Origin of the sequence: Dyadobacter beijingensis DSM 21582, from assembly GCF_000382205.1 — a bacterium.
In the GTDB taxonomy this organism is placed as follows: domain Bacteria; phylum Bacteroidota; class Bacteroidia; order Cytophagales; family Spirosomataceae; genus Dyadobacter; species Dyadobacter beijingensis.
This window is the reverse complement of sequence record NZ_KB907786.1, coordinates 515,574-536,742: the sequence shown is the minus strand read 5'-3', so window position 1 is coordinate 536,742 and position 21,169 is coordinate 515,574. Positions and strand designations below refer to the sequence as shown.

The 21,169-nt window shown below is 53.2% G+C and carries 20 protein-coding genes; 9 read left to right on the top strand and 11 right to left on the bottom strand.

Going from position 1 to position 21,169, the window contains the following annotated elements; translation table 11 throughout:
- Positions 1 to 29 precede the first annotated feature (29 nt).
- The 6 genes from kduI to H144_RS0102275 all read left to right on the top strand — a co-directional run bounded on the left by kduI (position 30) and on the right by H144_RS0102275 (position 6,495).
- Positions 30 to 860 (top strand): 5-dehydro-4-deoxy-D-glucuronate isomerase, encoded by an 831-nt coding sequence (kduI, locus tag H144_RS0102300; protein ID WP_019940414.1) that lies wholly within the window; start codon positions 30 to 32, stop codon positions 858 to 860.
- A complete protein-coding gene (locus tag H144_RS0102295) occupies positions 857 to 1,216 on the top strand; it encodes a cupin domain-containing protein (protein WP_019940413.1) in 360 nt (119 codons plus the stop codon). Before kduI ends, H144_RS0102295 begins: the two co-directional genes overlap by 4 nt.
- A gap of 109 nt (positions 1,217 to 1,325) precedes the next feature.
- Entirely contained in the window at positions 1,326 to 3,164 is a 1,839-nt protein-coding gene (locus H144_RS0102290) for a glycoside hydrolase family 88/105 protein (protein ID WP_157504530.1), read from the top strand.
- A gap of 11 nt (positions 3,165 to 3,175) precedes the next feature.
- On the top strand, positions 3,176 to 4,711 hold the full coding sequence (locus tag H144_RS0102285) for a tagaturonate reductase (protein ID WP_019940411.1): 1,536 nt from the start codon (positions 3,176 to 3,178) through the stop codon (positions 4,709 to 4,711).
- Positions 4,692 to 6,008: an MFS transporter gene (locus tag H144_RS0102280; RefSeq protein ID WP_019940410.1), complete on the top strand. Its 1,317-nt coding sequence runs from the start codon at positions 4,692 to 4,694 to the stop codon at positions 6,006 to 6,008. The genes H144_RS0102285 and H144_RS0102280 overlap by 20 nt, the downstream gene beginning before the upstream one ends.
- Before the next feature lie 52 nt (positions 6,009 to 6,060).
- Positions 6,061 to 6,495, top strand: a complete 435-nt coding sequence (locus H144_RS0102275; RefSeq protein WP_019940409.1) for a nuclear transport factor 2 family protein — start codon at positions 6,061 to 6,063, stop codon at positions 6,493 to 6,495.
- Positions 6,496 to 6,610: 115 nt separating this feature from the next.
- Here the strand turns inward: H144_RS0102275 and H144_RS0102270 are convergent, their stop codons facing one another.
- The 3 genes from H144_RS0102270 to H144_RS0102260 form a co-directional block, all read right to left on the bottom strand.
- Positions 6,611 to 7,825, bottom strand: a complete 1,215-nt coding sequence (locus H144_RS0102270) for an ATP-grasp domain-containing protein (RefSeq protein ID WP_033402393.1) — start codon at positions 7,823 to 7,825, stop codon at positions 6,611 to 6,613.
- A gap of 134 nt (positions 7,826 to 7,959) precedes the next feature.
- A complete protein-coding gene (locus H144_RS0102265) occupies positions 7,960 to 9,342 on the bottom strand; it encodes a leucyl aminopeptidase family protein (RefSeq protein ID WP_033402392.1) in 1,383 nt (460 codons plus the stop codon).
- A 75-nt stretch (positions 9,343 to 9,417) separates the two neighbouring features.
- Positions 9,418 to 10,992 (bottom strand): M20/M25/M40 family metallo-hydrolase, encoded by a 1,575-nt coding sequence (locus H144_RS0102260; RefSeq protein ID WP_019940406.1) that lies wholly within the window; start codon positions 10,990 to 10,992, stop codon positions 9,418 to 9,420.
- Positions 10,993 to 11,138: 146 nt separating this feature from the next.
- On the opposite strand from H144_RS0102260, the gene H144_RS0102255 reads away from it, so the two are divergent.
- Positions 11,139 to 12,062, top strand: coding sequence for a UbiA family prenyltransferase (locus H144_RS0102255; RefSeq protein ID WP_026350351.1), 924 nt, complete (start codon positions 11,139 to 11,141; stop codon positions 12,060 to 12,062).
- 3 nt (positions 12,063 to 12,065) lie between these two features.
- Positions 12,066 to 12,707 carry a class I SAM-dependent methyltransferase gene (locus tag H144_RS0102250; protein ID WP_019940404.1) on the top strand — a complete coding sequence of 214 codons (642 nt, stop codon included), beginning with the start codon at positions 12,066 to 12,068 and terminating at the stop codon, positions 12,705 to 12,707.
- Here the strand turns inward: H144_RS0102250 and H144_RS0102245 are convergent.
- The gene (locus H144_RS0102245; RefSeq protein ID WP_019940403.1) at positions 12,691 to 13,590 is read right to left on the bottom strand and encodes an EamA family transporter; all 900 of its coding nucleotides are present in this window, start codon (positions 13,588 to 13,590) and stop codon (positions 12,691 to 12,693) included. The two genes, H144_RS0102250 and H144_RS0102245, sit on opposite strands and share 17 nt — an antisense overlap.
- A gap of 152 nt (positions 13,591 to 13,742) precedes the next feature.
- On the opposite strand from H144_RS0102245, the gene H144_RS0102240 reads away from it, so the two are divergent.
- The gene (locus H144_RS0102240) at positions 13,743 to 14,540 is read left to right on the top strand and encodes an HAD family hydrolase (RefSeq protein ID WP_019940402.1); all 798 of its coding nucleotides are present in this window, start codon (positions 13,743 to 13,745) and stop codon (positions 14,538 to 14,540) included.
- Between the two features lie 9 nt (positions 14,541 to 14,549).
- Here the strand turns inward: H144_RS0102240 and fabF are convergent, their stop codons facing one another.
- From fabF to H144_RS0102205, 7 genes are all read right to left on the bottom strand, one after another.
- The gene (gene fabF, locus H144_RS0102235) at positions 14,550 to 15,800 is read right to left on the bottom strand and encodes a beta-ketoacyl-ACP synthase II (RefSeq protein WP_019940401.1); all 1,251 of its coding nucleotides are present in this window, start codon (positions 15,798 to 15,800) and stop codon (positions 14,550 to 14,552) included.
- Positions 15,801 to 15,836: 36 nt separating this feature from the next.
- Positions 15,837 to 16,070, bottom strand: a complete 234-nt coding sequence (locus H144_RS0102230; RefSeq protein ID WP_157504409.1) for a DUF2798 domain-containing protein — start codon at positions 16,068 to 16,070, stop codon at positions 15,837 to 15,839.
- Positions 16,071 to 16,120: 50 nt separating this feature from the next.
- Positions 16,121 to 16,882 carry an SDR family oxidoreductase gene (locus tag H144_RS0102225; RefSeq protein WP_019940399.1) on the bottom strand — a complete coding sequence of 254 codons (762 nt, stop codon included), beginning with the start codon at positions 16,880 to 16,882 and terminating at the stop codon, positions 16,121 to 16,123.
- A gap of 227 nt (positions 16,883 to 17,109) precedes the next feature.
- Complete coding sequence (locus tag H144_RS0102220) at positions 17,110 to 18,366, bottom strand: PQQ-dependent sugar dehydrogenase (RefSeq protein WP_019940398.1); 1,257 nt, start codon at positions 18,364 to 18,366, stop codon at positions 17,110 to 17,112.
- An 88-nt stretch (positions 18,367 to 18,454) separates the two neighbouring features.
- Positions 18,455 to 18,892 (bottom strand): DUF6841 family protein, encoded by a 438-nt coding sequence (locus tag H144_RS0102215; protein WP_019940397.1) that lies wholly within the window; start codon positions 18,890 to 18,892, stop codon positions 18,455 to 18,457.
- 59 nt (positions 18,893 to 18,951) lie between these two features.
- Positions 18,952 to 19,506, bottom strand: coding sequence for a DUF2911 domain-containing protein (locus H144_RS0102210; RefSeq protein WP_019940396.1), 555 nt, complete (start codon positions 19,504 to 19,506; stop codon positions 18,952 to 18,954).
- An 85-nt stretch (positions 19,507 to 19,591) separates the two neighbouring features.
- A complete protein-coding gene (locus tag H144_RS0102205; RefSeq protein WP_310588725.1) occupies positions 19,592 to 21,145 on the bottom strand; it encodes a serine hydrolase domain-containing protein in 1,554 nt (517 codons plus the stop codon).
- Between the last annotated feature and the right edge of the window lie 24 nt (positions 21,146 to 21,169).

Genomic DNA, 21,169 nt, shown 5'->3' with positions numbered 1-21,169 from the left:
AACCAAAAGACCTTTAATAGCAGCCGCAAATGCAGATCAGATTTGAAAGCAGCCGGAAAGAAGTTTCGCAAATGGACACCCAGACCCTGCGCGACAATTTTCTGGTAAAAGATATTTTCCGGGATGGCGAGATCCATTTCGTGTACAGTCATTACGACCGCGTCATCATCGGCGGTGCCATTCCGCTGGCCACCCCGCTTACGATACCGTCATTCGACGCGCTGAAAGCGTCCTATTTCCTCGAAAGACGTGAAATAGGCATTATCAATATCGGCGGCGACGGCGAAGTGATCGCCGACGGCACGCACTACCCGATTTCCAAGTTAGGCTGCGTGTATATCGGCAAGGGCACGAAAGAGGTACTTTTGAGCAGTAAAAACCCGGCAGAACCGGCCGCCTACTACCTGCTCTCATCGCCCGCGCACCAGACGCACCCGACGCGGCTGTTTACCAAGGAAGACGCCACGCCGGCGACCGTGGGCAGCATGGAAACCTCGAACCACCGTACGATTTACAAATACATTCACCTCGACGGCATCCAGAGCTGCCAGCTCGTGATGGGCCTCACGGTACTGCAAACGGGCAGCGTCTGGAATACCATGCCTTCCCACGTCCACGATCGCCGCATGGAAGCTTACTGTTATTTTGATGTACCTGAAAATCAACGCGTACTGCATTTAATGGGAGAACCTTCCGAAACGCGTCATCTATGGGTAGCCAACCGGCAGGCCGTGATTTCGCCGCCGTGGTCGGTGCATTCAGGCTGCGGGACGTCCAACTACGCGTTCATTTGGGGAATGGCCGGTGAAAACAAGGATTATACAGACATGGACCCGGTACAGATCGGCGAACTGAGATGATGGAGCTACTAAAAGGAAAAGAGTTTGTCGAAGACGGTGAAATCGTGTGGGAAGACCTCGGAGGAGGCCTGAAACGGAAGATTATGGCTTACGACGACAACCTGATGCTCGTGAAAGTAGCATTTGAAAAAGGCGGGATCGGGACACTGCACAGCCATTTTCACACGCAAATGAGCTATGTCGAAAGCGGCGAGTTCGAGATAACGATCGGCGGGCGGAAACAGGTTTTGCGGCAGGGTGACGTGTATTACATCCCGCCGCACGTCGTGCATGGCGCGCTCTGCCTGTCGGCCGGAATGCTGGTCGATATTTTCACCCCGATGCGGGAGGATTTTGTCAGTATTTCCAATGTATAACCCGTTCGCGATGGCGCTTTTTCTACCCCGTTTCCGTCAGTTACCGCTCTGGATCGCCTCTTTCGCTGCGAGCTGTTCGTTCGCGCAGGAGCTGCCCATCTCGCGGCAAATGGCCGATTCGTTCATCGCAAACCACAAGGATTCCATTCTCGTAGGCAAAAACACGGCCACCAAATGGGACTACGAGCAGGGCCTGATGCTCAAAGCGATCGAGAAAGTGTGGTACCGCACGGGTGAAGGCAAGTATTTTGAATACATTAGAAAAGACATTGACCAGTACGTGCGGCCAGACGGCAGCATCCGCACCTATCGCGGCGACGAGTTCAATATCGACAACATCCCCCCCGGCCGCGCCTTGCTGACATTGTACCAGCAGTCGCAGCCCGACAAGGAGAAATACAAGAAAGCCGCCGACCTGCTCTGGAAGCAGCTCGAAGAACAGCCCCGCACAAAAGAGGGCGGCTACTGGCACAAAAAACGCTATCCCAATCAAATGTGGCTCGACGGCCTGTTTATGGGCGAGCCGTTCGCGGCCGAGTACAGCGCCATTTTCCATCATCAGGAGCATTTCGACGACATTGTCAAACAGTTTGCATTGATCAAAAAATATGCGGTCGATGAGAAGACGGGGCTCGTTTACCACGCCTACGACGAGGCACGCGAGCAGAAATGGGCCGATAAAAAGACAGGCCGCTCGCCGAGCTTCTGGGCGCGGGCGATTGGCTGGTACGCCATTGCGCTGGTGGACGTGCTGGATTATCTGCCGGCGCAGCATCCCGGACGGGCCCAGCTGATCGGCTATCTGCAACGATTAGCCCCTGTTTTGGTGAAATACCAGGACCCGAAGTCCGGCGCATGGTACCAGGTGATCGACCAGGGCAGCAGGGCCGGCAATTACCTTGAAGCATCGGCCTCGTGCATGTTCGTATATGCGCTCGCGAAAGGCGCGCGCCTCGGTTACATTCCCGGGAAATTCGCCGCTAATGCGAAGAAAGGTTACCAGGGAATCCTTCAAAATTTCGTAGAAAAAGAAGCGAACGGTGCATTGAGCCTAAATAAAACGGTAAGCGTGGGTGGCCTTGGCGGCACGCCCTACCGCGACGGCACCTATGAATATTACCTCAGCGAACCCATCCGCAAAAATGACCTGAAAGGCATCGGCCCGTTCATTTTTGCGAGTATTGAAATGGAAATTGCGGCCGAGAATGCCGTAGGAAAAGGCAAGACAGTGGGTTTGGATTACTATTTCAATCACGAAACCCGCAAAGACCTGACCGGCGCTCCTGAACAATTTCATTACACCTGGGAAGACCGTATGCATTCGGGATTCTGGCTTTGGGGAAATACATTTCGTGAGCTGGGCGCTAAAACGGTTTCAATACCTGCTGCACCGACTGCCACGAGCCTGAAAGGTGTAGACGTTTACATCATCGTCGACCCCGACACGAAAAAAGAAACGCCCGGGCCGCATTTCATCGACGACCAATCCATTACGGAAATCGAAAAATGGGTGAAAGCCGGCGGCGTGCTCGTATTGATGGCCAACGACACGGCCAATTGCGAAATACCGCATTTCAATCTACTGGCGGGCCGGTTCGGCATTCAGTTTACCAACAAGAACCGCAATATGGTGCAGGGCACGCAGTTCGAGCAGGGCCGCATTATGATACCGGCCGACGCAAAAGCCGTTTTTCCCCATACATCCAAAATTTATATCAAAGAGCTTTCGCCGCTCGCATTGCAGGCACCCGCCAGGGCGCTCATTACCGATCAGGGCGATGTGATTCTGGGTATTTCAAAGGTTGGGAAAGGAACTGTATTCGCCGTGGGCGATCCGTGGCTCTATAATGAATATGTTGACGGTCGGAGGATCGACACCAGCTTCGAGAATTTCGAGGCGGGCAAGGACCTGGCCGGTTGGTTGTTGAAACAGGTTGTAAATAAGTAAATCTCGACGCTATGGGCCATCTATTCCGGGAGAATCTCCGCCAGCTCAGGAACCAGTCCGACGTGGTCGTGGCCGATGATTCCGTTTTCCAGTTGCCCGAAAAAGTGCTGCAATTCGGCACGGGCGCATTCCTGCGCGGCCTGGCCGACTATTTTATCGACAAGGCCAACCGCCAGGGTGTTTTCAATGGCCGCATCGTGGTCGTGAAATCTACCGACCAGGGCGATACCAAGGCATTCGAACGGCAGGATAACCTCTACACCATTTGCTCGCGGGGCATCCAGGATGGTGAATTGAAAGAGGAAAACATCATTTCCTCGGCCATTAGCCGCGTGCTTTCGGCCAAAACGCAATGGTCGCTCGTACTCGACCTCGCCAAGAACCCGGCCGTGGGCCTGGTGATTTCAAACACGACCGAAAACGGCATTCAACTGGTGCAGGACGATATTTACCAATGGCCGCCCGTGTCGTTTCCCGGCAAGCTGCTGGCGTTCCTGTACGCACGCTACGTCGCATTCGGTGGTAATCCCGATTTCGGAGTAGTGATCATCCCGACCGAGCTGATCGCCGAAAACGGCAAGAAACTCGAATCGATCGTGCTCGAACTAGCGCACCGCAACGGCCTGGAAGGTGCATTTATCGACTGGATCGAGCAGTGTAATTTCTTCTGCAACTCGCTCGTCGACCGCATCGTGCCCGGTAAACCCGAGGATGCCCGGTTAAAAGAACTGGAAGAAGCGCTGGGTTACCAGGACGAGCTGCTGATCACGACGGAGCATTACCACCTGTGGGCTATCGAAGGCGACGAGCGTATCCGCAAAAAAATACCGTTTTACGGCATCGACGAGGGGTTGATCATCGAGCCGGACATCGAGCAATACCGCGAACTGAAACTGCGGCTGCTGAACGGTGCACACACGCTAGGCGGCGGCCTGGCGCATTTGTGCGGTTTCAAAACAGTGGTGGAAGCAATGAACGACCCTTTTTTTTCCGCCTACATCACCCATTTGATGGAAAGCGAAATCGCCGGGGCCATTCCGTACGCGGTTCGGCCGGACGTGGCGCTGGCATTCAGCCGGCAGGTCGCCGACCGCTTCCGCAATCCGCATATTCTGCACAAGTGGTTCAATATCAACCAGAATTTTTCAGCTAAGATACTTTCGCGGGTAATCCCTACCTACCTGAATTATGAGGCTAAAAACGGCTATCTGCCCGAATATATGACGTTTGGCCTGGCCGCATTCCTGTATTTCATGAAGGCTGTCAAAAAAGAGGGCGACCAGTATTTTGGCCGGCTCGACGGCTCGTTATACCCGATCCAGGACCCGCGCGCGCCGTTTTTTTACCAAAAATGGCAAATGGCTTCGCTGCCCGACATGGTGCAGGCGATCCTGAAAGACCAGTCGATCTGGGGCCGCGACCTCAACAAAGTCCCGGATGCGCACGCCTCCATTGTCCGATACCTCCAATCGATTTCGCAGCACGGCATTAAAGAAACACTCAAAACGCTTTTAGAACGAACAGAATATGCTTTCTCCCAACCCTGAAACCGCGCAAGTCCAAACCGACGCGCCCAAAACCAGTTACCGCTGGCGCGTGGTGGCGCTGCTATTCTGCGCGACAACGATCAACTACCTCGACCGGCAGGTGCTGGGACTGCTCAAACCAACTTTGGAAGCCGACTTTGGCTGGTCGGAGTCGGATTTCAGCCATATCGTGATGGCGTTCCAGGCAGCCTACGCATTTTCGCTGATCGGTTTCGGGGCCATTATCGATAAGATCGGCACCAAAATCGGCTACGTTATTTCGGTGGTCGTGTGGAGCATCGCCGCCATGCTGCATGCCGTCGCGACGGGCACATTCAGCTTCGGGTTCATGCGGGCCATTCTCGGGCTTGGCGAGGCAGGCAACTTCCCGGTGGCGATCAAGGCTACTGCGGAGTGGTTCCCCAAAAAGGAACGCGCCCTGGCAACGGGCATTTTCAACTCCGGCGCCAACATCGGTGCGGTGGTGGCTCCCATTATGGTGCCCTGGATTTTGGGCGCTTATGGCTGGCAGGAGGCATTCCTGATCACCGGCGCGCTGGGGTTCGTCTGGCTTATCTTCTGGTGGCGCATGTACGAGCTTCCATCGAAGCAGCCGCGCGTCAACCAGGCAGAATACGACTACATTCACAGCGACAACGAGCCCGATACGAGCAAGGAAGCGCCCGTGAAATGGCTGCAATTGTTCAAAATCCGGCAAACTTGGGCTTTTGTATTCGGCAAAATGCTCACCGATCCGATCTGGTGGTTTTTCCTGTACTGGCTACCCTCCTATTTCGCGGAGGCATTCAAACTCAACCTTTCGAAGCCCAGCCCGGAGCTGGTGATCGTTTACACAGCGACTACGATCGGCAGCATCGGCGGGGGCTATTTATCGGGGTATTTTATCAAAAAAGGCTGGCCGGTTTTCCGCGCACGGAAGACTTCGATGCTGATTTTCGCATTCCTCGTCATGCCGATTATGGCAGCGCAATACACGACCAATATCTGGCAGGCGGTGGTCCTGATCAGTCTGGCCGCGGCGGCGCACCAGGCCTGGAGTGCAAATATTTTTACAACGGCTTCGGATATGTTTCCTAAAAAGGCCGTAAGTTCGGTCGTCGGAATCGGTGGAATGGCCGGATCAGTAGGAGGCATCCTGTTTCCTCTTTTGGTAGGGATCATTCTGGACAATTACAAGGCGGCCGGAAACATCGGCGGAGGTTACAATGTGATCTTCATCATCTGCGGGTTCGCATACCTGCTTGCGTGGGGCGTGATGCACCTGTTTTCGCCGAAAATGGAAAGGGTGGATATTTGATGACCACCGACCGCTGACAGCCGAAGTCATAATCCTAATTCCCAATTAATCGATGAAAAAAACACTTTTGCTCCTCGCGTTCCTGCTGATAGGCAATGCATTCGTATTCGCCCAGGGCGCCGATGAAAAAGCCGTAGCCGCCACGGTTGAAAAACTAAAAACAGCCATTATCAGCGCCAACGAAGCCGAACTGAAAAAACTGACTTCCCCTTCGCTGTCTTACGGACACTCGAACGGCCTGCTCGAAGATCAGAAGGAATTCATCCGTGCGCTCGTGAGCGAGGAATCCAAATTCACCAAAATCGACCTGAGTGAACAAACGATCTCCATTTCCGGCGACGTGGCGATCGTCCGTCATAAGCTTTATGGCGACACCGCCAACAAGGGCAAAGACCCCGCACAGGTGAAACTGGGCGTATTCATGGTTTTTCAGAAAGTGAAAGGCAACTGGGTACTGCTCGGCCGCCAGGCATTCAAGCTGGTGTAATCGGAGCTTGACGCATTTTAAACGGGTTTGTCATTTCAATGGCGAACCCGTTTTTGTTTTCATGCCACATCATGCTGCGCCAGCCTATGCTTCGCTATTTACCAAGCAGTAGCCGCTAATGCGTCGGCTTCTTCGGCGCCGGGGCGGAGGCGTGGTACTTCTTTTGAACGATAGCCGCGTATTTGTCCATCAGTTCCAGCACTTTGTCGCGCGATTTGGAACGGACCACCAGGCCTACATGATGCGGTTCTTCCATGCGCCAGACTATTTCCGGGTCATTAAAAACCGATAGGTCAGGCCATTCCTGGCGGGCGAGCGAAATAATGATCCCCGAATATTCTTTCCGCACCGATGGCAGCTTGTAATTCTCGCCCTTTGCCTCGGCGGTTTCCATCCGGGCCCATTCTTTCCATAGATTGATACCCGACGCCGCTTCGACCATTTCGGACAAATGTGCGCCGCCTACCCGCGACGATGTTTCGAGAAAATAGTATTTGCCATCGTCGTAGCAGCGGATCACCTCGGTGTGTGAGGCGCTGTGTTTCAAGCCGAATGCTTTGAGCAAATCCACGGCGAGCGTCTGCAATGCATGCTCTTCCGATGAGTCCAGCGGGACCGTCACCGACCGGAATATGCCTCCCCCATGCGCCACATCGAACGGCGGCGCGAGGTATTTGCTATTCCAGGAGAATATGACAATTCCATTATAGGAGATCGAATCGACGTGATACACATCGCCTGGCTTGTATTGTTCTACGAGGTACGCATGGCGTTTGTCGCCCAGCTCATGAATGGTATTCCAAAGTTCTTCCGCCGTGCTCAGCTTTTGAATGCCGGTTGCCGACGCCTCGGAGCGTGGCTTGATCATCCACGGCCCGGGGTATTTTTCGATAAAACGATTGATCTGGTCGTCGTTGAAGAGTGCCGAGAAGCCTGGTACCAGAATACCCGATTCCAGCGCCTTGGTACGCATGGCGAGCTTGTCGCGGAAGTAGCGGCCGGTGGTCTGGCCCATCCCCGGAATCCGGAAATATTCGCGGATGTGCGCCGCTTTCTCCACGTCGAAATCGTCGAGCGCCACCACCCGGTCGATCGGGCGGGTGCGCATCACGTACGCGAGGCCCGTGATGATCTCGTTCATATTATAAGTCCCGTCTTCTCCTTCCTCTATATAAAAAAATTCATCCACAGCCTCCCGGACCCACGGTTTGTGTTCCAGTTTTTTGGCGGTGATCAAAAACACCTTGTTACCGGCATCTTTCAGCGCCAGCAAAAAGTCGTTGCCTTTGAAATAAGTCGAAATGCAGAGAAAAGTCAGAGTTGGGGTCATAAAATGAAATTTGGTGAACGGTAGCGGTTTCGATGGGATCACCGCAAAGCATTATTCTCAAATCTAGCAAAAAGAACCATTTAGGCAAGAAAAGCCACGGTTAAATTTCCGTTACAACGCTGCTTGCAAACCGGTCAACCCAGCTTCGACAGGTACGCAATGAGCAACCGGATGCCATACGCCGTTCCCGCCCGGCCGGGGGCAAACTCGGTGTCGCCGAACGCCATTCCGGCAATGTCCAGATGCGCCCAGGCCGGATGTTCCGCCGTAAACGCTTCCAGAAACTTGGCCGCCACAATGGCCCCCGCCAACGGTTTTCCGTGGTAGTTTTTCACATCTGCAATGTCGGAACTGATCTCTTCCCTGTATTCATCCCAAACCGGCAACCTCCAAAGCCGCTCACCGGTTGCATCGCCTGCCTCCGTGAGCGCCGCCGCGAGCTCGTCGTTCGGGCTAAACAGGCCTGCGGCCTCATAACCAAGCGTCTGTATCACGCTGCCTGTCAACGTCGCAAGGTCGATCAGCACGTCCGGCACGAATTGCTTCACGGCATAATGCAGCCCGTCGGCCAAAATCAGCCGCCCTTCCGCATCGGTATCGATCACCTCGATCGTTTTACCGGCATACGAGCCGATCACATCGCCGGGTTTCATCGCCGCCCCGTCGACCGCATTCTCCGTCGAAGGAATGACGCCCACAATGCGGACAGGCAGCTGCAATTGCGCCGCCAGCTCCACCGTGCCCAGCACGGCAGCAGCGCCCCCCATATCGCTTTTCATCAAATGCATGTTCGCCGAAGGCTTGATCGAGATCCCGCCCGTATCGAAGGTGACGCCTTTGCCCACGAGCGCCACCGTGTGTGTGTAATGCGCCGGTTGGTATTCCGAAACGATCATCACCGGCGGCTCGGCGCTGCCTTTGCTCACGGCCAGCAATGCATGCATTCCCTGCGCTTCCAGGTAGGCCTTTTCCAGTATTTGTACCGAATAGCCATTCTCCGCGCCCGAACTAACGGCCCATTCCGCCAGCGTTGCGGGCTTTTTATAATTACCCGGCGCATTCATGAGGTCCATGATGCGGGTTTGTACCAAGGCCGTCTTGCGCGCTTGTTCCGCTGCATCGGCCACGTCCAATTCCGTCGCAATGTATAATGTACCCGATTTAAAAAACTCGCTCACCGGCCTGGGCTCGGTCTTGTACAATTGCAGGTCGTAGCCGCCCAGCAGCATCCCATTCACGGCATTTCCTACCCATTGGGCCGATCTCCCGCGCGCGTCGAGCGTGATGTGTGCGGGCCAGCGGTCTTTTCTTTTGAAAAAAAGCGAACGAAAAATGCGGGCAATCGCGGGCAACTTCGGCGTTTTGCCTAATCCCAGCCATAGTTCTTTCGAAGAGTACCACCATATCTCCCCTTTTTCGGCCCTGAACATTTCCTGGTTGCCCGGCTCCGAGCCCTGCTCGAAAGGACGGATGACCAGCACGTTTTCATCAGGCTCTTGTATGATCTGTATTTGCATATCCGTGGATTTCTGTTCCATAAAAAAAGCAAAGACAATATATGCCTTTGCTTTCAAAAATGGGTTATAGGGCTGTTAATCCATCCCGCCGCGGCGTGTCGGTTTGCGTGGTTCAGGCCATGCGCCCGGCGCGCCTTTCGCATCGATGGGCAGGATGCTCTTTTCGCGCGACGTTTTGGCAGGATCTTCGCTGGCCTGGTAGGCCATGATCGCCGCCAGTATCGCGTTGCTGCGCACGTCGTCGAACACGATCTTGTCGTACGTGTCGCGGTTGGTATGCCAGGTGTAGGTGCCGTACGACCAGTTGAGCGAGCTCAGCGAGAACGCCGGTGCGCCGGCCGCGACGAACGAGGCGAAGTCGGAACCACCTGCGCCGGGAGCGCCTGGAAAGCGCGTTTCGATCGGCGTGCGGATTGGCTCGGGCACCTTCGAAAGCCAGCGGGTGAGGTATTCATAGGAATTCAAGAAGCCCTGCCCCGACAGGTTAACGACCCGCCCGGTTCCATTATCCTGGTTAAATACAGCCTGGATATTCTGCACGATTTCGGGATGGTCTTCCACAAATGCCCGCGAGCCGTTCAAGCCCTGCTCTTCGCTTCCCCAATGGCCCACGAGAATGGTGCGCTTGGGGTTTGGATATACCTTTTTCAAAATGCGCATCGCCTCCATCATCACCAGCGTGCCGGTACCATTGTCGGTAGCGCCGCTGCCACCGTCCCACGAGTCGAAATGCGCGGAAAGGATCACGTATTCGTTCGGTTTTTCTGTGCCTTTGATCTCCCCTACCGTGTTGAACGTCTGGCTCACGCCGGTTTCCTTCGCATCGGCCCGCACGCTGATTTTCGGCGTGTGACCCGATTCGGTCAGGCGGTACAGCAAGCCGTAATCTTCCAGCGAAATATCCACGGTCGGCACTGTTTTGGTGTAGGCGCCGAATATTTTATTAGCCCCAAAACCCTTCGACCAATAGGACATGACCACACCCGCCGCGCCTGCTTTTTCCAAAGCCACAGGCAATGTGCGTGCCGTGTAGCCGGTCTTTTTCATGCGGTTGGCCCAGGCGTCGGTTTGACCGTCGCGCTCTTTCTTCATTTTTTCAAACGACTCTTTGGTCGCGAATTCCTGCCAGTTGTAGTCCGGGCGGCCGGTGGGCTGGTTCATGCTGATCAGGATGAATTTACCCTTCGCCGAGGGCAGCCATTTCTGAAATGCGGCCGAATCGGCCACGTCGGGGAGGATCATCACATCGCCCGTCACGGTTTTGCCGCCGGTACCGGGGCTCCACGCGAGCTGCATGCCTTCGAGCGACTTCACACGCGGCGCGATCATGTCGATATGCGACACGCCACGTTCCCACCCGCGCCATTCGCCCCATTTCTCGTTTTTGGCTGTGATATTCCAGCCTTTGTACTTCGCAACGGCCCATTCGTGCGCCTGCTGCATTTGAGGAGAACCCACGAGCCGCGGGCCGATGACGTCCATCAGTTCGTGCGCGAGTTTCTCCAATTGTGAATTTTCCGTCGCTTCCTTCACAATGTTTTCCACGACAGGGTCCGTCCGGACGGGATCTTTCCGGACCGGTTCTTTGGTTTGTCCAACGACAAATCCGTAAGAAAGACAAAGGGTCAGGATGAGATAGATTTTTTTCATATTGATGGTGGTTTAAGAAAATATCGTTTTCGAATGTAGGAAATAGCGAGGATGCTTTCCGCAGGCTCTTGAAAAATTCTAAATTGATATTCTTATTATATTATTCCAACGCCGCGCGTACGTCGACCACTGGTTCACAGGCAGATATGTTAAACAGGATTATTGCATTTGTATTTTTTGCCAATTATTTCGTCGGCCTGCTGGCGGTGGCATTGTCCCTGGAAACGGCCTTTCAGCTGAACCTCCCGCTCAATTCGGTGGTGTATTACCTGCTCGTTTTTTGTGCGACTGTCTTCTACTACACATTTGCCTACTCGGGTCCGGTGATCCCGGCCATTTCGGCCAATCCGCGGACGGAGTGGTACCGGCTGCATTACCGGTTCGTGCGGGTGAGCCAGGTGGTGTTACCCTGTATCGGCGTGGGGCTCGGCAGTTATTTTCTGTTAAAAAATGCGGAAGCGATCCTGCATTTACCGCTTTTCTACTGGCTGGCGCTGGCTACCGTGCCGCTGGCCGCCGTGCTGTATTATGGTTTGCTTCCCAAATCCATTATCTCGCTCAACCTGCGCCGGACGGGCTGGCTGAAAGCATTCGTGATCGGTTTCGTATGGGCGGGCTGCGTGAACCTTTTTCCTGTTGCCGCATTGAAAATCGAGCAGAATATCAGCGTTACGGAGCCTTGGGTAATGCTCTGGCTGTTCGTCAAAAACTGGATGTTCTGCACCGTGAATGCAATTATGTTCGATATGAAGGATTATGAGGACGACGCGAACATCGAGCTGAAAACTTTTGCCGTGCGGATCGGGCTGCGCAATACGATCTACTACATCCTGGTGCCGCTCCTGCTGATCGGCCTCGTTTCTTTTCTCACATTTGCGCTTTTCCGAGGCTTCGGCCTTCCCACGATCCTGTTTAATATGGTGCCATTCGTTTGCCTGCTGGCCGTGGCGTTTTCGCTCCAAAAACGGCAGGGGATTCTCTTTTACCTCATCGTGATCGACGGGCTACTGCTTGTGAAAGCATTATGCGGCATCGCGGGAAGCTTTTTTGTTTATCCAAACCTGCATTAAACGATGGTGAACAACTACGACCGCATCGCCCGGTACTACGACCGGCTGAGCCGGCTCATCTTTGGAAAAGCGATCGTGCGGGCGCAGCAAAGTTTGCTCGGCCATATCGGACCGCCGGGACGTATGCTCATCGTCGGCGGTGGAACGGGCTGGATACTGGAAGAAATCGCCCGGCGGCACGGCTCGGGGCTGGTGATCGATTACGTGGAAATTTCCGGCAACATGCTGGCACGCTCGCGGCGGCGGAATACGGCTGACAATGAGGTCCGTTTTGTGCATTCGGGCGTCGAGGACTTTGTTCCCGCGCACCGGTACGACGCGGTTGTGACACCTTTTCTTTTCGACAACTTCGCTCCTGTACGTGCGGAAGCTGTTTTTCAAAAATTAGATGATCTGCTGTTGCCCGGCGGACAATGGCTTTTTGCCGATTTCAATATCGAACAAAATGGTCATGCATTCTGGCAAAAGCTGCTGCTCCGTGCTATGTACGTTTTCTTCCGGACCATCAGCCAGGTAGAAGCCCGCGAATTGCCCGATATGAAGCGCCTTTTTGCACAAAACGGCTACACATGCAAAGCTGAATATTTTCAGTTCGCCCGTTTTATCCGCTCGGCCGTGTACAAGCGTGCTAGACGAGGGCAGTAGGGTTACGCCGGAAAATAAACCGTTCGTTGAATATGATAATCGATAGCATAATCAGCGAATAGGCGGTGACCTGAATACTGTTAATCGGTTCGTGAAAGTAGAACAATGCGATCGCGAAATTCATCAATGGATTGATATACAACAAAATACCCATCGTGGAAGAAGTCACGCCCTGCAATGCGTAGAGGTTCATAAACAGCGGAATGATCGTAAATACGACGGCGATCAGCGTGATCAACACATAAAACGAAACTTCCCTGGGTAGCTCCGCGCTGTATTGGGGGTAGAACGGCAGCAGGAGCAATGCCGAAAAGATAATCTGGACCGTAAGCACGAGGAACTTGTCGATACCGGTATTCTTGCGCTGGCTTACCAGGTACAATGCGTAGGAAGCTGCCACGATGAGGCTGTACAGAATATCCGATACATTATTGAAAGACAACAAAATACAGCTCGCCACACTCAGCAGCACGGCCGTCCATTGCCAGCGGCTCAGCTTTTCGTCGAGCACGAAAAACGCGATGACGGTTGTCATGATCGGGCAAACGAGGTAGGCGAACGATGCGGCTTTGACGCTGATGTGGTTCATCACGTAAATGAAGAAAAACCAGTTGGCCGTCAGCAAAACGCCGCCGGCTAATGTCAGACATGCGACCTGCCGTTTCCGTGCCGCGGGCATTGCTTTGAATGCCGCGATGCTTTCCTTCAATACTTTCACACGCACAACCAGGCTTACGACCGCCATCACCGCCGCACAAATGAAGACGCGGTAAAAGAGGATGTCGAGCGAGGGATAACCTTTCAGCGGCTTCAATGCGAGGCTGAAAAACCCCCAGATCAAAAATGAAACAAATGCGGTGAGGTAGTATTTGGAGAATTTCATCAAACGGGCTTCTATCGTTGCGGTGTTTGATCGGCTAACAGCGAAATCGGGCAGGCGGTTCTCCGTGAATGGCTTAATTGTCGAACTTACAGTAAAACCGGAACCATAACCGGCTTATTTGGCTTGGTTAATAAGACAATATTTAATCAAATATGACATTTTCCGACATCCGGCTGGTGGCTACCGATATGGACGGTACGCTTTTGAATTCGAAACATGAAATTCACGAATCGTTTTTCCCTGTTTTCAGAAAGCTGAAAGACCACGGCATCATCTTCGTGGCAGCCAGCGGCCGGCAGTATTTTAATCTGGCCAAAACCCTCGACGCCGTGAAGGACGAAGTGATCTTCGCGGCGGAAAACGGCAGCTATGTCGTTTTTAAGGACGAAGAAATCCATATCCAGGCCATCGATCCCGACATTACCCGCGAGCTGATTGTGATTGCACGGGAGATCAAAAACACCTATCCGATCATTTGCGGCAAGAAAAAGGCGTATGTCGAAAACGACGATGAGGAGTTCATCAGCCACCTCAAACTCTATTTTGAGAGATATGAAGTGGTGGAAGACCTGCTCGAAATCAAGGACGACCAGTTCCTTAAATTCACCCTATGCGACCTCGCGGGCTCGGAGGTGAACAGCTATCCGCATTATAAAAAGTACGAGGAAAGCCTGCAAGTGAAGGTTTCGGGGCCGATCTGGCTCGATATTTCACACAAGAAGGCCAATAAAGGCCGTGCTATGGAAGTTTTGCAGGAAAAATTCCAGGTGAGCGCAGAGCAGACGATGGTTTTCGGGGATTATCTCAATGATTTTGAAATGCTGCAAAAAGCGCATTACTCATATGCAATGGCCAATGCACACCCGGATATCAAAAAAATAGCCCGTTTCATCGCCAAAAGCAACGATGAAAACGGGGTTGTAGAAGTCCTTTCGGAAATCACGGAGTAAGGCAATGCCCTACTCCGTGTATTTTTTGAAAATGGAAGTTGCGGTGTGGCCGCCGAAACCGAACGTATTGTTCAGCGCGTAGTTCACGGGCTGGTTCAGCGATTTGCCCAACACGATATTCATGCCTTCCGGGATCGCTTCGTCGAGGTTTTCGGTGTTGATCGTACCCGGAACAATGTCGTTCTGCACAGCCAGGGCGCAAACGATACTCTCAATGGCACCTGCCGCGCCCAGCAAATGGCCGGTCATCGACTTGGTGGCGCTGATCGCTACCGGATGATCCCCGAAAACCGTTTTCATTCCCTGTAATTCGCTCATATCGCCCAGTCCCGTCGAGGTGGCATGCGCATTCACGTAGTCGATCTTGTCCGGCGTAATGCCTGCTTCGGCCAATGCTTTACGCATACCCAATGCGGCGCCCATCCCGTCGGGAGGCGTGCCGGTAAGATGGTACGCGTCTGCCGCCATACCGCCGCCGACGATTTCGGCGTAGATTTTAGCACCTCTTGCTTTGGCATATTCCAGATCTTCGAGGATCAATGCTGCAGCGCCTTCACCCATGACGAAACCGTCGCGATCTTTATCGAATGGCCGGGAGGCGGTAGCAGGATCGTCATTGCGTTTCGACAATGCCTGTGCCGCGCTGAAACCGCCCAATGCGGAATAGATAATGGCCGCTTCGGAGCCGCCCGCGATCATCAACTTCGCTTTGCCCATCCGAATGGTGTCGAACGCGCTGATCAGTGCCGTGTTGGACGATGCACAAGCCGAAACGGTACAATAGTTGGGACCGTGCAGCTTGTGGCGGATCGAGATCACACCGGCCGCAATGTCGACGATCATTTTGGGAATAAAGAAAGGATTGAAGCGCGGTACCCCGCCTGACGCGTGGAATTCCAGCAGCTGGTCTTCGAAAGTACCCATACCGCCGTTTCCGGTAGCCCAGATCACGCCCATATCATGGCGGTCTTCCAGCCCGATATTCGCAAAATCCAGTCCGGCATCCTTAATCGCCGTGTCCGATGCCGCAATGGCATATTGGGTGTGGAGGTCGTATTTTTTGATCTCCTTTTTCTCAATATAATCTTCGGGATGGAAGTCTTTTACCTCGCAGCCGAATTGTGTCTTGAATTTGGAAACATCCATTTTCGTAATGGTAGCAGCACCGCTTTTACCATTTACAATATTTTCCCAGAACTCTTCCACAGAGTTCCCCAGCGGGGAGATGACGCCCAGGCCGGTAACAACTACTCTTTTCATACGATTTGGTTAATTGATCCAAGACGCCAGGAGCGTTCAGTCAACCTCCTGAGTCAGTGTATCTTTGAACATCTCGTCAACCACTTTCTGCACACGCGGGCCAATCAGCAGGATTGCCGGGATGACGATCAGGTAGGACATGCTCCAAGATTTGAGCCAAATCACCAAAAAATTGGCAACAAATCCAATATTTACAGAAATCAAAGTAAAGGAAATTATCCCCGTGGTGATGATGCCCATGATCATGGCAAAAGTGATTCGTTCTCTCATGTTCGTACTGATTTCAGGTGCTTATCGGTGACTGATTATGCTTGCGATTTTTACGCTACGTTCAATTCCACGCCCGGATTCATTGCCTGCAATGCGGCCGCCGGCGAGCTCAGGAAGAGATTGAAAATGTCGGCGGTGCGGCCGGTCAGGATTTCGTATGTATCGGTTTCAAATGCGGCCACGAGGTCGTCTGCCACTTGTTTTGGCGGGATGCCATTGGTAGCGCCGCCGATTTCGGCCGAAAATTCCGTATCCACGAGCGGGGGCAGGATTTCGAAAACTTTCACATTCGTAGACTTGCCGAGTGTAATGCGCAGCGACTGGGTGTAGGAATGCAGCGCCGCCTTACTGGCTGCGTAGGTAGGCAGGAAGTGGTTCGGGACGAGGCCGGCAATGCTGGAAACCGTTACAATGGCCGCGCTATCGGCTTTTTGAAGCAATGGAAGCAGTTTTTGGTTGAGTCGGATAATGGCCAGATAGTTGGTCGTAATTTCTTCCTCGGCGAGTTCGGCCGCATCGCTATCGCCATCCAGGTTGTAATAGGACGCTTTACCGGCATTGTTGATCACCACATTCAGTTGCGGAAACTCGTTTTGCAGACGTGTTACCAGTTCGTCGGTCGCTTTTTTATCCACCACATCGTAGACGATCGGCGTTACATTTTTCAACTGTGCGGCCGCTTTTTGCAGTCTTTCCCCGTTCCGACCGGTAATGATCACGTGGTTGCCTTTTGCATCAAATGCCTTGGCGAATTCGAGGCCGATACCAGCACTTCCGCCGGTGATCAGAATTGTATTTCCAGTAGTTTTCATTGTTTCACAAGTTCATAAATATACCAATTGGTATATTTTTATTCCAAATTAAAACCGGATGGTTGCCGGCGCCGTTTGTGAGCTAAAATTCACACGGCAAAAATATACTGATCGGTATATTTTTCCTAATAAAATTTGAAAAACTTTTCTAATACGAGCAGCGGGAAGCTAAATAGCGGCCTGGATACGCACCAGGCCGCTATTTCATTCCCTATACCAATCGATTTCTACTTCGCTGTGACACGCCAAATGGTGTTTCCTGAGTCGTCGTTAACGAGCAGTGAGCCATCTTCCATCACGGTCACGCCTACGGGCCGGCCGTACACTTTCTTTTCACTTTCCACGAAACCGGTCAAAAAATCCTCCGGCTTGCCCGAGGGCTTGCCGTTTTGGAATGGTACGAAAACCACTTTATAGCCCGAAAGCTGCGAGCGGTTCCACGAGCCGTGCTGCCCGATGAATGCACCGTTCCGGTACCTGGCGGGAAATTTGGTTTTATCGTAAAATGCCAGCCCCAGCGACGCCGTGTGCGAGCCTACCGGCACATCGGGTACGATCGTCTTCGCCACCAGGTCGGGGCGCTCGCCCTTTCTTCTCGGATCTTCATTTTTCCCGAAATAGGCATAAGGCCAGCCGTAAAAACCGCCTTCCTGCACGCTGGTAATGTAATCGGGTACCAGCTCGTCACCGAGTTTGTCGCGTTCATTAACGGCCGTCCACAGCATATTGGAGCCCGGCGCCCAGTCCATCCCGACGGGGTTGCGCAGCCCGCTCGCGAACACGCGCTCGCCCGAACCGTCGGGATTTATTTCCAGTATATTGGCCCTGCGCTTCTCTTCATCGATCCCGTGATCGGCCACATTGCTTGCCGAACCCACGGAAATGTAAATCTTGCTGCCATCCGCATTCGCCAGCAGGTTGCGCGTCCAGTGGTTGTTATACCCTCCCGCCGGCAAGTCCACGATTTTCGCGCCTTTGGAAGTGATTTTGGTTTCGCCGGTTTTGTAGGGATAACGGTACAGGCCATCGGTATTGGCCACATAGAAGTAGTTTTTCAATATCAGCATCCCGAGCGGCTTGTTGAGCTTTTCGATGAAAATCTCCCGCATTTCAGGCGTGCCGTCCTTGTTCACGTCGCGCAGGAGCGTGATCCTGTCCGCACTTTTTTTGGTTGCCGATTCGGCCACGAAAATGTCGCCATTCGGAGCGACGTACGTCCAGCGGGGGTTATCGAGCTTGTCGGCAAACTTGCTGACGGTGAATCCTTCCGGCGCCGTGGGCATTTTGCCGTCGGGCCAGCCGGCCTCCTCGGGCCTGTTTTCCACAGATTCAGTGGCAAATGGAGCAGGTAATGTGAGGCTATCGGTAGCAGTAGCCACGGAATCGGGACCGCTTTGCGCCGCTTCTTCTTTTTCCTTCTTATTACTATCGCAGCCGGAGCCGATGGCCAGCATGCTGAGGATGATCAGGTGGTGTTTGTTCATATTGATGAATATTAATGTAAAAAAGCTGGTCGGGAGCGCTACACTCCGGACCAGCTTTCACAATAATAATGCCAATATGCCGGGGCGGTTACACGAGCCCCCGTTCCTTCAAAACCGCCTGCTCGTCGCCCGTGACGTACGCGAACACCTTCAAGGCACCATCGCGGTGCTGCAAGAAATAGATCACGCTGAACTCGATGGAATCCTCCCCGCCATCCTTTTGATAAAACGACTCCCAGTAAACTTCAACCATGTAATGCAGCTCATTCAGCTCGCTGATATCGATCTGCCTGATCTCCATTTTGGTAATCCCGATGGACCGGTAAAAATCGTAGCCTTTCGGGACCTTATCAAGAAAACCCTGGTCGTTTTTACCACCTATAATGCCCGTCGGACTCGCTTCCACAAAGTAATCGGCAAAAGCTGTCGCCGTTTCCTCCGCTACGGGATTGCCTGCAAGGCCTTCGGTGAAGCGCTTTTCATATGCTTCAAAAAACTGTTCGATCTGATCATTGATATCTGCCATTGTGATAAACGCATTGGTTCAGACAGCCATGTGGGAAAGAACTGTGCCAATTTGGTGTATTAGAACGAAACAGGTACTTCCACGACCGTCGTTTCCCAGCCCAGGAACATTTTCGCAGCGGTATCGGAGACCTTTTCAAATACAATTGAGAAATTCTCGATCGGCGCATCCGATTTTTTTACCGGCGCCATTACGCGCAGCACGTCATTCGCCTCCTTATATTTGAATGCACCCCAGTAATCCACATCAGAGCTGAGAATGATCGTCCATTCCTTTTCATTTGGAATAGCAAACAGCGAGTAAGTACCGGCTTTCACCTTTTTGCCCCCGAACGTGGCATCCTGGTAAAATTTGATCTCCGTCGATTCATCCGCACCGAGGCGCCATACTTTGCCGAAAGGCTCTTTTTTGCCAAAGATCTCACGTCCGTTCAGGAACGGACGGCTGTAAGAAACTTTAACCAATGCTTTCTCGCCATCCTTGCGGTCATGCGCGAAATGGTCCGGGAAATAGGCGATGTCGCGCGGGCTTTTATCCAGTCCCCGGAACTTCTGTGCATACGTACCAAACGCGATGACCGTCATCAAAAGGGCCAGGAAGATGTTTTTTTTCATAAAAGTGGTTCGTTGTTAGAGTTTTGAATGCTAATGATATAAAAAAACAGCCGCGATTCGTAGTCCCGGCTGACAGACTTTGCGATCACGCAATCACTTTCCCGCTCAGCACCGGCCGCGGGTCTTTCGTGTTGCCGATAATCGCGAGACTTCTTTTGAATTCGACCTGCACATTGTCCCCTTCGAATTTGCACCGTACCGTTTCATAATGCGCTGTTTCGATGAAGCGCCAGGTCATTTCGAATGTCGTATCGTCGATCCAGGCGCCGTTGGCGGCGATTTTAGTCTTTTTTTCGCCGGGAACAGGCGTTAGTACCAGTTTGAGCGGCATGGTAGAGAGGTCCGTCAAACCGATTTTCCAGTTGCCCAAACCATTTACCACGAGGTGTTCGCCCTTATCGTCCGTCACGCGGAAGAGGCACCAGCCTTTGTCGAACTCGAAAGATACTTTATTGATCTTCAATTCATTTTCAGCAAGTTTAAAGCTTTTACCATTCATTTTGGTCGCCAGCTCAGAGGCCGGCTTTCCGGGTGTGAGCGGCAATGCGAGCGAGCCGAGTTTCTTCTGCATTTGCGCCTGCACGTCCTTATCGGCCGGTACGCCGGTGGCCTTTACAGTCGGCAGAATGTGGTTCCAGACGTGGTTGAGAATGGCCTGCATATCGCCGGTTTCGCTCGTAATGGCTACCACCATATCCTCTTTGGGCATCACAATGCAGTATTGCCCGAAAGCGCCGTCGCCGCGATAGGCGCCGTTGCGGCACCGCCAGAACTGGTAACCGTAGCCTTGCTGCCAGTCGTCGTCTTCCGGCTTGCGGTTGCTGCCTTTGGACATGATATGCGAGCGCGTCGCCTCCTCTACCCACGCCGCAGGCAGGATACGTTTGCCGTTATACTCGCCTTTTTGCAAATAGAGCTGGCCGAATTTGGCAATGTCCTCCGTTTTGACCCGCAAGCCCCAGCCGCCGGTATTAATACCTTTCGGATCGACCTCCCAATCCACATCTTCGATGGCCAATGGCTGGAAAAGGCGCGGTTTCAGGTATTCGAGCAGGGTCTGGCCCGTCAGTTTCTGGATAATGGCCGAAAGCATGTAGGTAGCCCCGCTGTTATAGACGAAGAATGTCCCCGGTTCGTGCTCTACCGGCTGCGCCAGGAATGCTTTTACCCAGTTGTCCGCACCCGATTCGCGCAGTTTGCCGGTCGTATCCTTGTCGTGGCCGGTGGACATGCTGAGCAGGTCGCGCACGCGCATCGCCGCGAGGTTGGGACTAATGGTGGCAGGTTTATCCTCCGGGAAAAACGACACCACTTTGTCATCCACTTTCAGCTTTCCTTCGGCCACGGCGAAACCGATGCCCGACGATGTGAAACTTTTGCTCAGTGAATACAATGTATGCTTCAAATCGGGCGCATAAGGTGCCCACCAACCTTCCGCCACCACTTTTCCCTGGCGGAGGACCATCAGGCTGTGGAGGTTCAGGCGGTCGTTTTCGATCGCATTCGCGAAGTCGAGAATGCCTTTCGCCGACATACCCTGCGACTCGGGCGAGCTGCGCGGCAACTGCCCGTAGCTGATCGACGACGCCCATACCGAGGCCGGAATGGCGCTGATCACACCCAGTTGTAAGGCACCCAAACCTAATTGTTGAAGGAATTCCCT

Coding starts and splice junctions, on each gene's coding strand:
- H144_RS0102290 (WP_157504530.1), top strand. CDS start 1,326: ATGGCCGATTCGTTCATCGCAAACCACAAGGATTCCATTCTCGTAGGC.
- H144_RS0102265 (WP_033402392.1), bottom strand. CDS start 9,342: ATGCAAATACAGATCATACAAGAGCCTGATGAAAACGTGCTGGTCATC.
- H144_RS0102295 (WP_019940413.1), top strand. CDS start 857: ATGATGGAGCTACTAAAAGGAAAAGAGTTTGTCGAAGACGGTGAAATC.
- H144_RS0102275 (WP_019940409.1), top strand. CDS start 6,061: ATGAAAAAAACACTTTTGCTCCTCGCGTTCCTGCTGATAGGCAATGCA.
- H144_RS0102260 (WP_019940406.1), bottom strand. CDS start 10,992: ATGAAAAAAATCTATCTCATCCTGACCCTTTGTCTTTCTTACGGATTT.
- H144_RS0102285 (WP_019940411.1), top strand. CDS start 3,176: ATGGGCCATCTATTCCGGGAGAATCTCCGCCAGCTCAGGAACCAGTCC.
- H144_RS0102230 (WP_157504409.1), bottom strand. CDS start 16,070: ATGAGAGAACGAATCACTTTTGCCATGATCATGGGCATCATCACCACG.
- H144_RS0102245 (WP_019940403.1), bottom strand. CDS start 13,590: ATGAAATTCTCCAAATACTACCTCACCGCATTTGTTTCATTTTTGATC.
- H144_RS0102210 (WP_019940396.1), bottom strand. CDS start 19,506: ATGAAAAAAAACATCTTCCTGGCCCTTTTGATGACGGTCATCGCGTTT.
- kduI (WP_019940414.1), top strand. CDS start 30: ATGCAGATCAGATTTGAAAGCAGCCGGAAAGAAGTTTCGCAAATGGAC.
- H144_RS0102215 (WP_019940397.1), bottom strand. CDS start 18,892: ATGGCAGATATCAATGATCAGATCGAACAGTTTTTTGAAGCATATGAA.
- H144_RS0102240 (WP_019940402.1), top strand. CDS start 13,743: ATGACATTTTCCGACATCCGGCTGGTGGCTACCGATATGGACGGTACG.
- fabF (WP_019940401.1), bottom strand. CDS start 15,800: ATGAAAAGAGTAGTTGTTACCGGCCTGGGCGTCATCTCCCCGCTGGGG.
- H144_RS0102225 (WP_019940399.1), bottom strand. CDS start 16,882: ATGAAAACTACTGGAAATACAATTCTGATCACCGGCGGAAGTGCTGGT.
- H144_RS0102280 (WP_019940410.1), top strand. CDS start 4,692: ATGCTTTCTCCCAACCCTGAAACCGCGCAAGTCCAAACCGACGCGCCC.
- H144_RS0102270 (WP_033402393.1), bottom strand. CDS start 7,825: ATGACCCCAACTCTGACTTTTCTCTGCATTTCGACTTATTTCAAAGGC.
- H144_RS0102220 (WP_019940398.1), bottom strand. CDS start 18,366: ATGAACAAACACCACCTGATCATCCTCAGCATGCTGGCCATCGGCTCC.
- H144_RS0102250 (WP_019940404.1), top strand. CDS start 12,066: ATGGTGAACAACTACGACCGCATCGCCCGGTACTACGACCGGCTGAGC.
- H144_RS0102255 (WP_026350351.1), top strand. CDS start 11,139: ATGTTAAACAGGATTATTGCATTTGTATTTTTTGCCAATTATTTCGTC.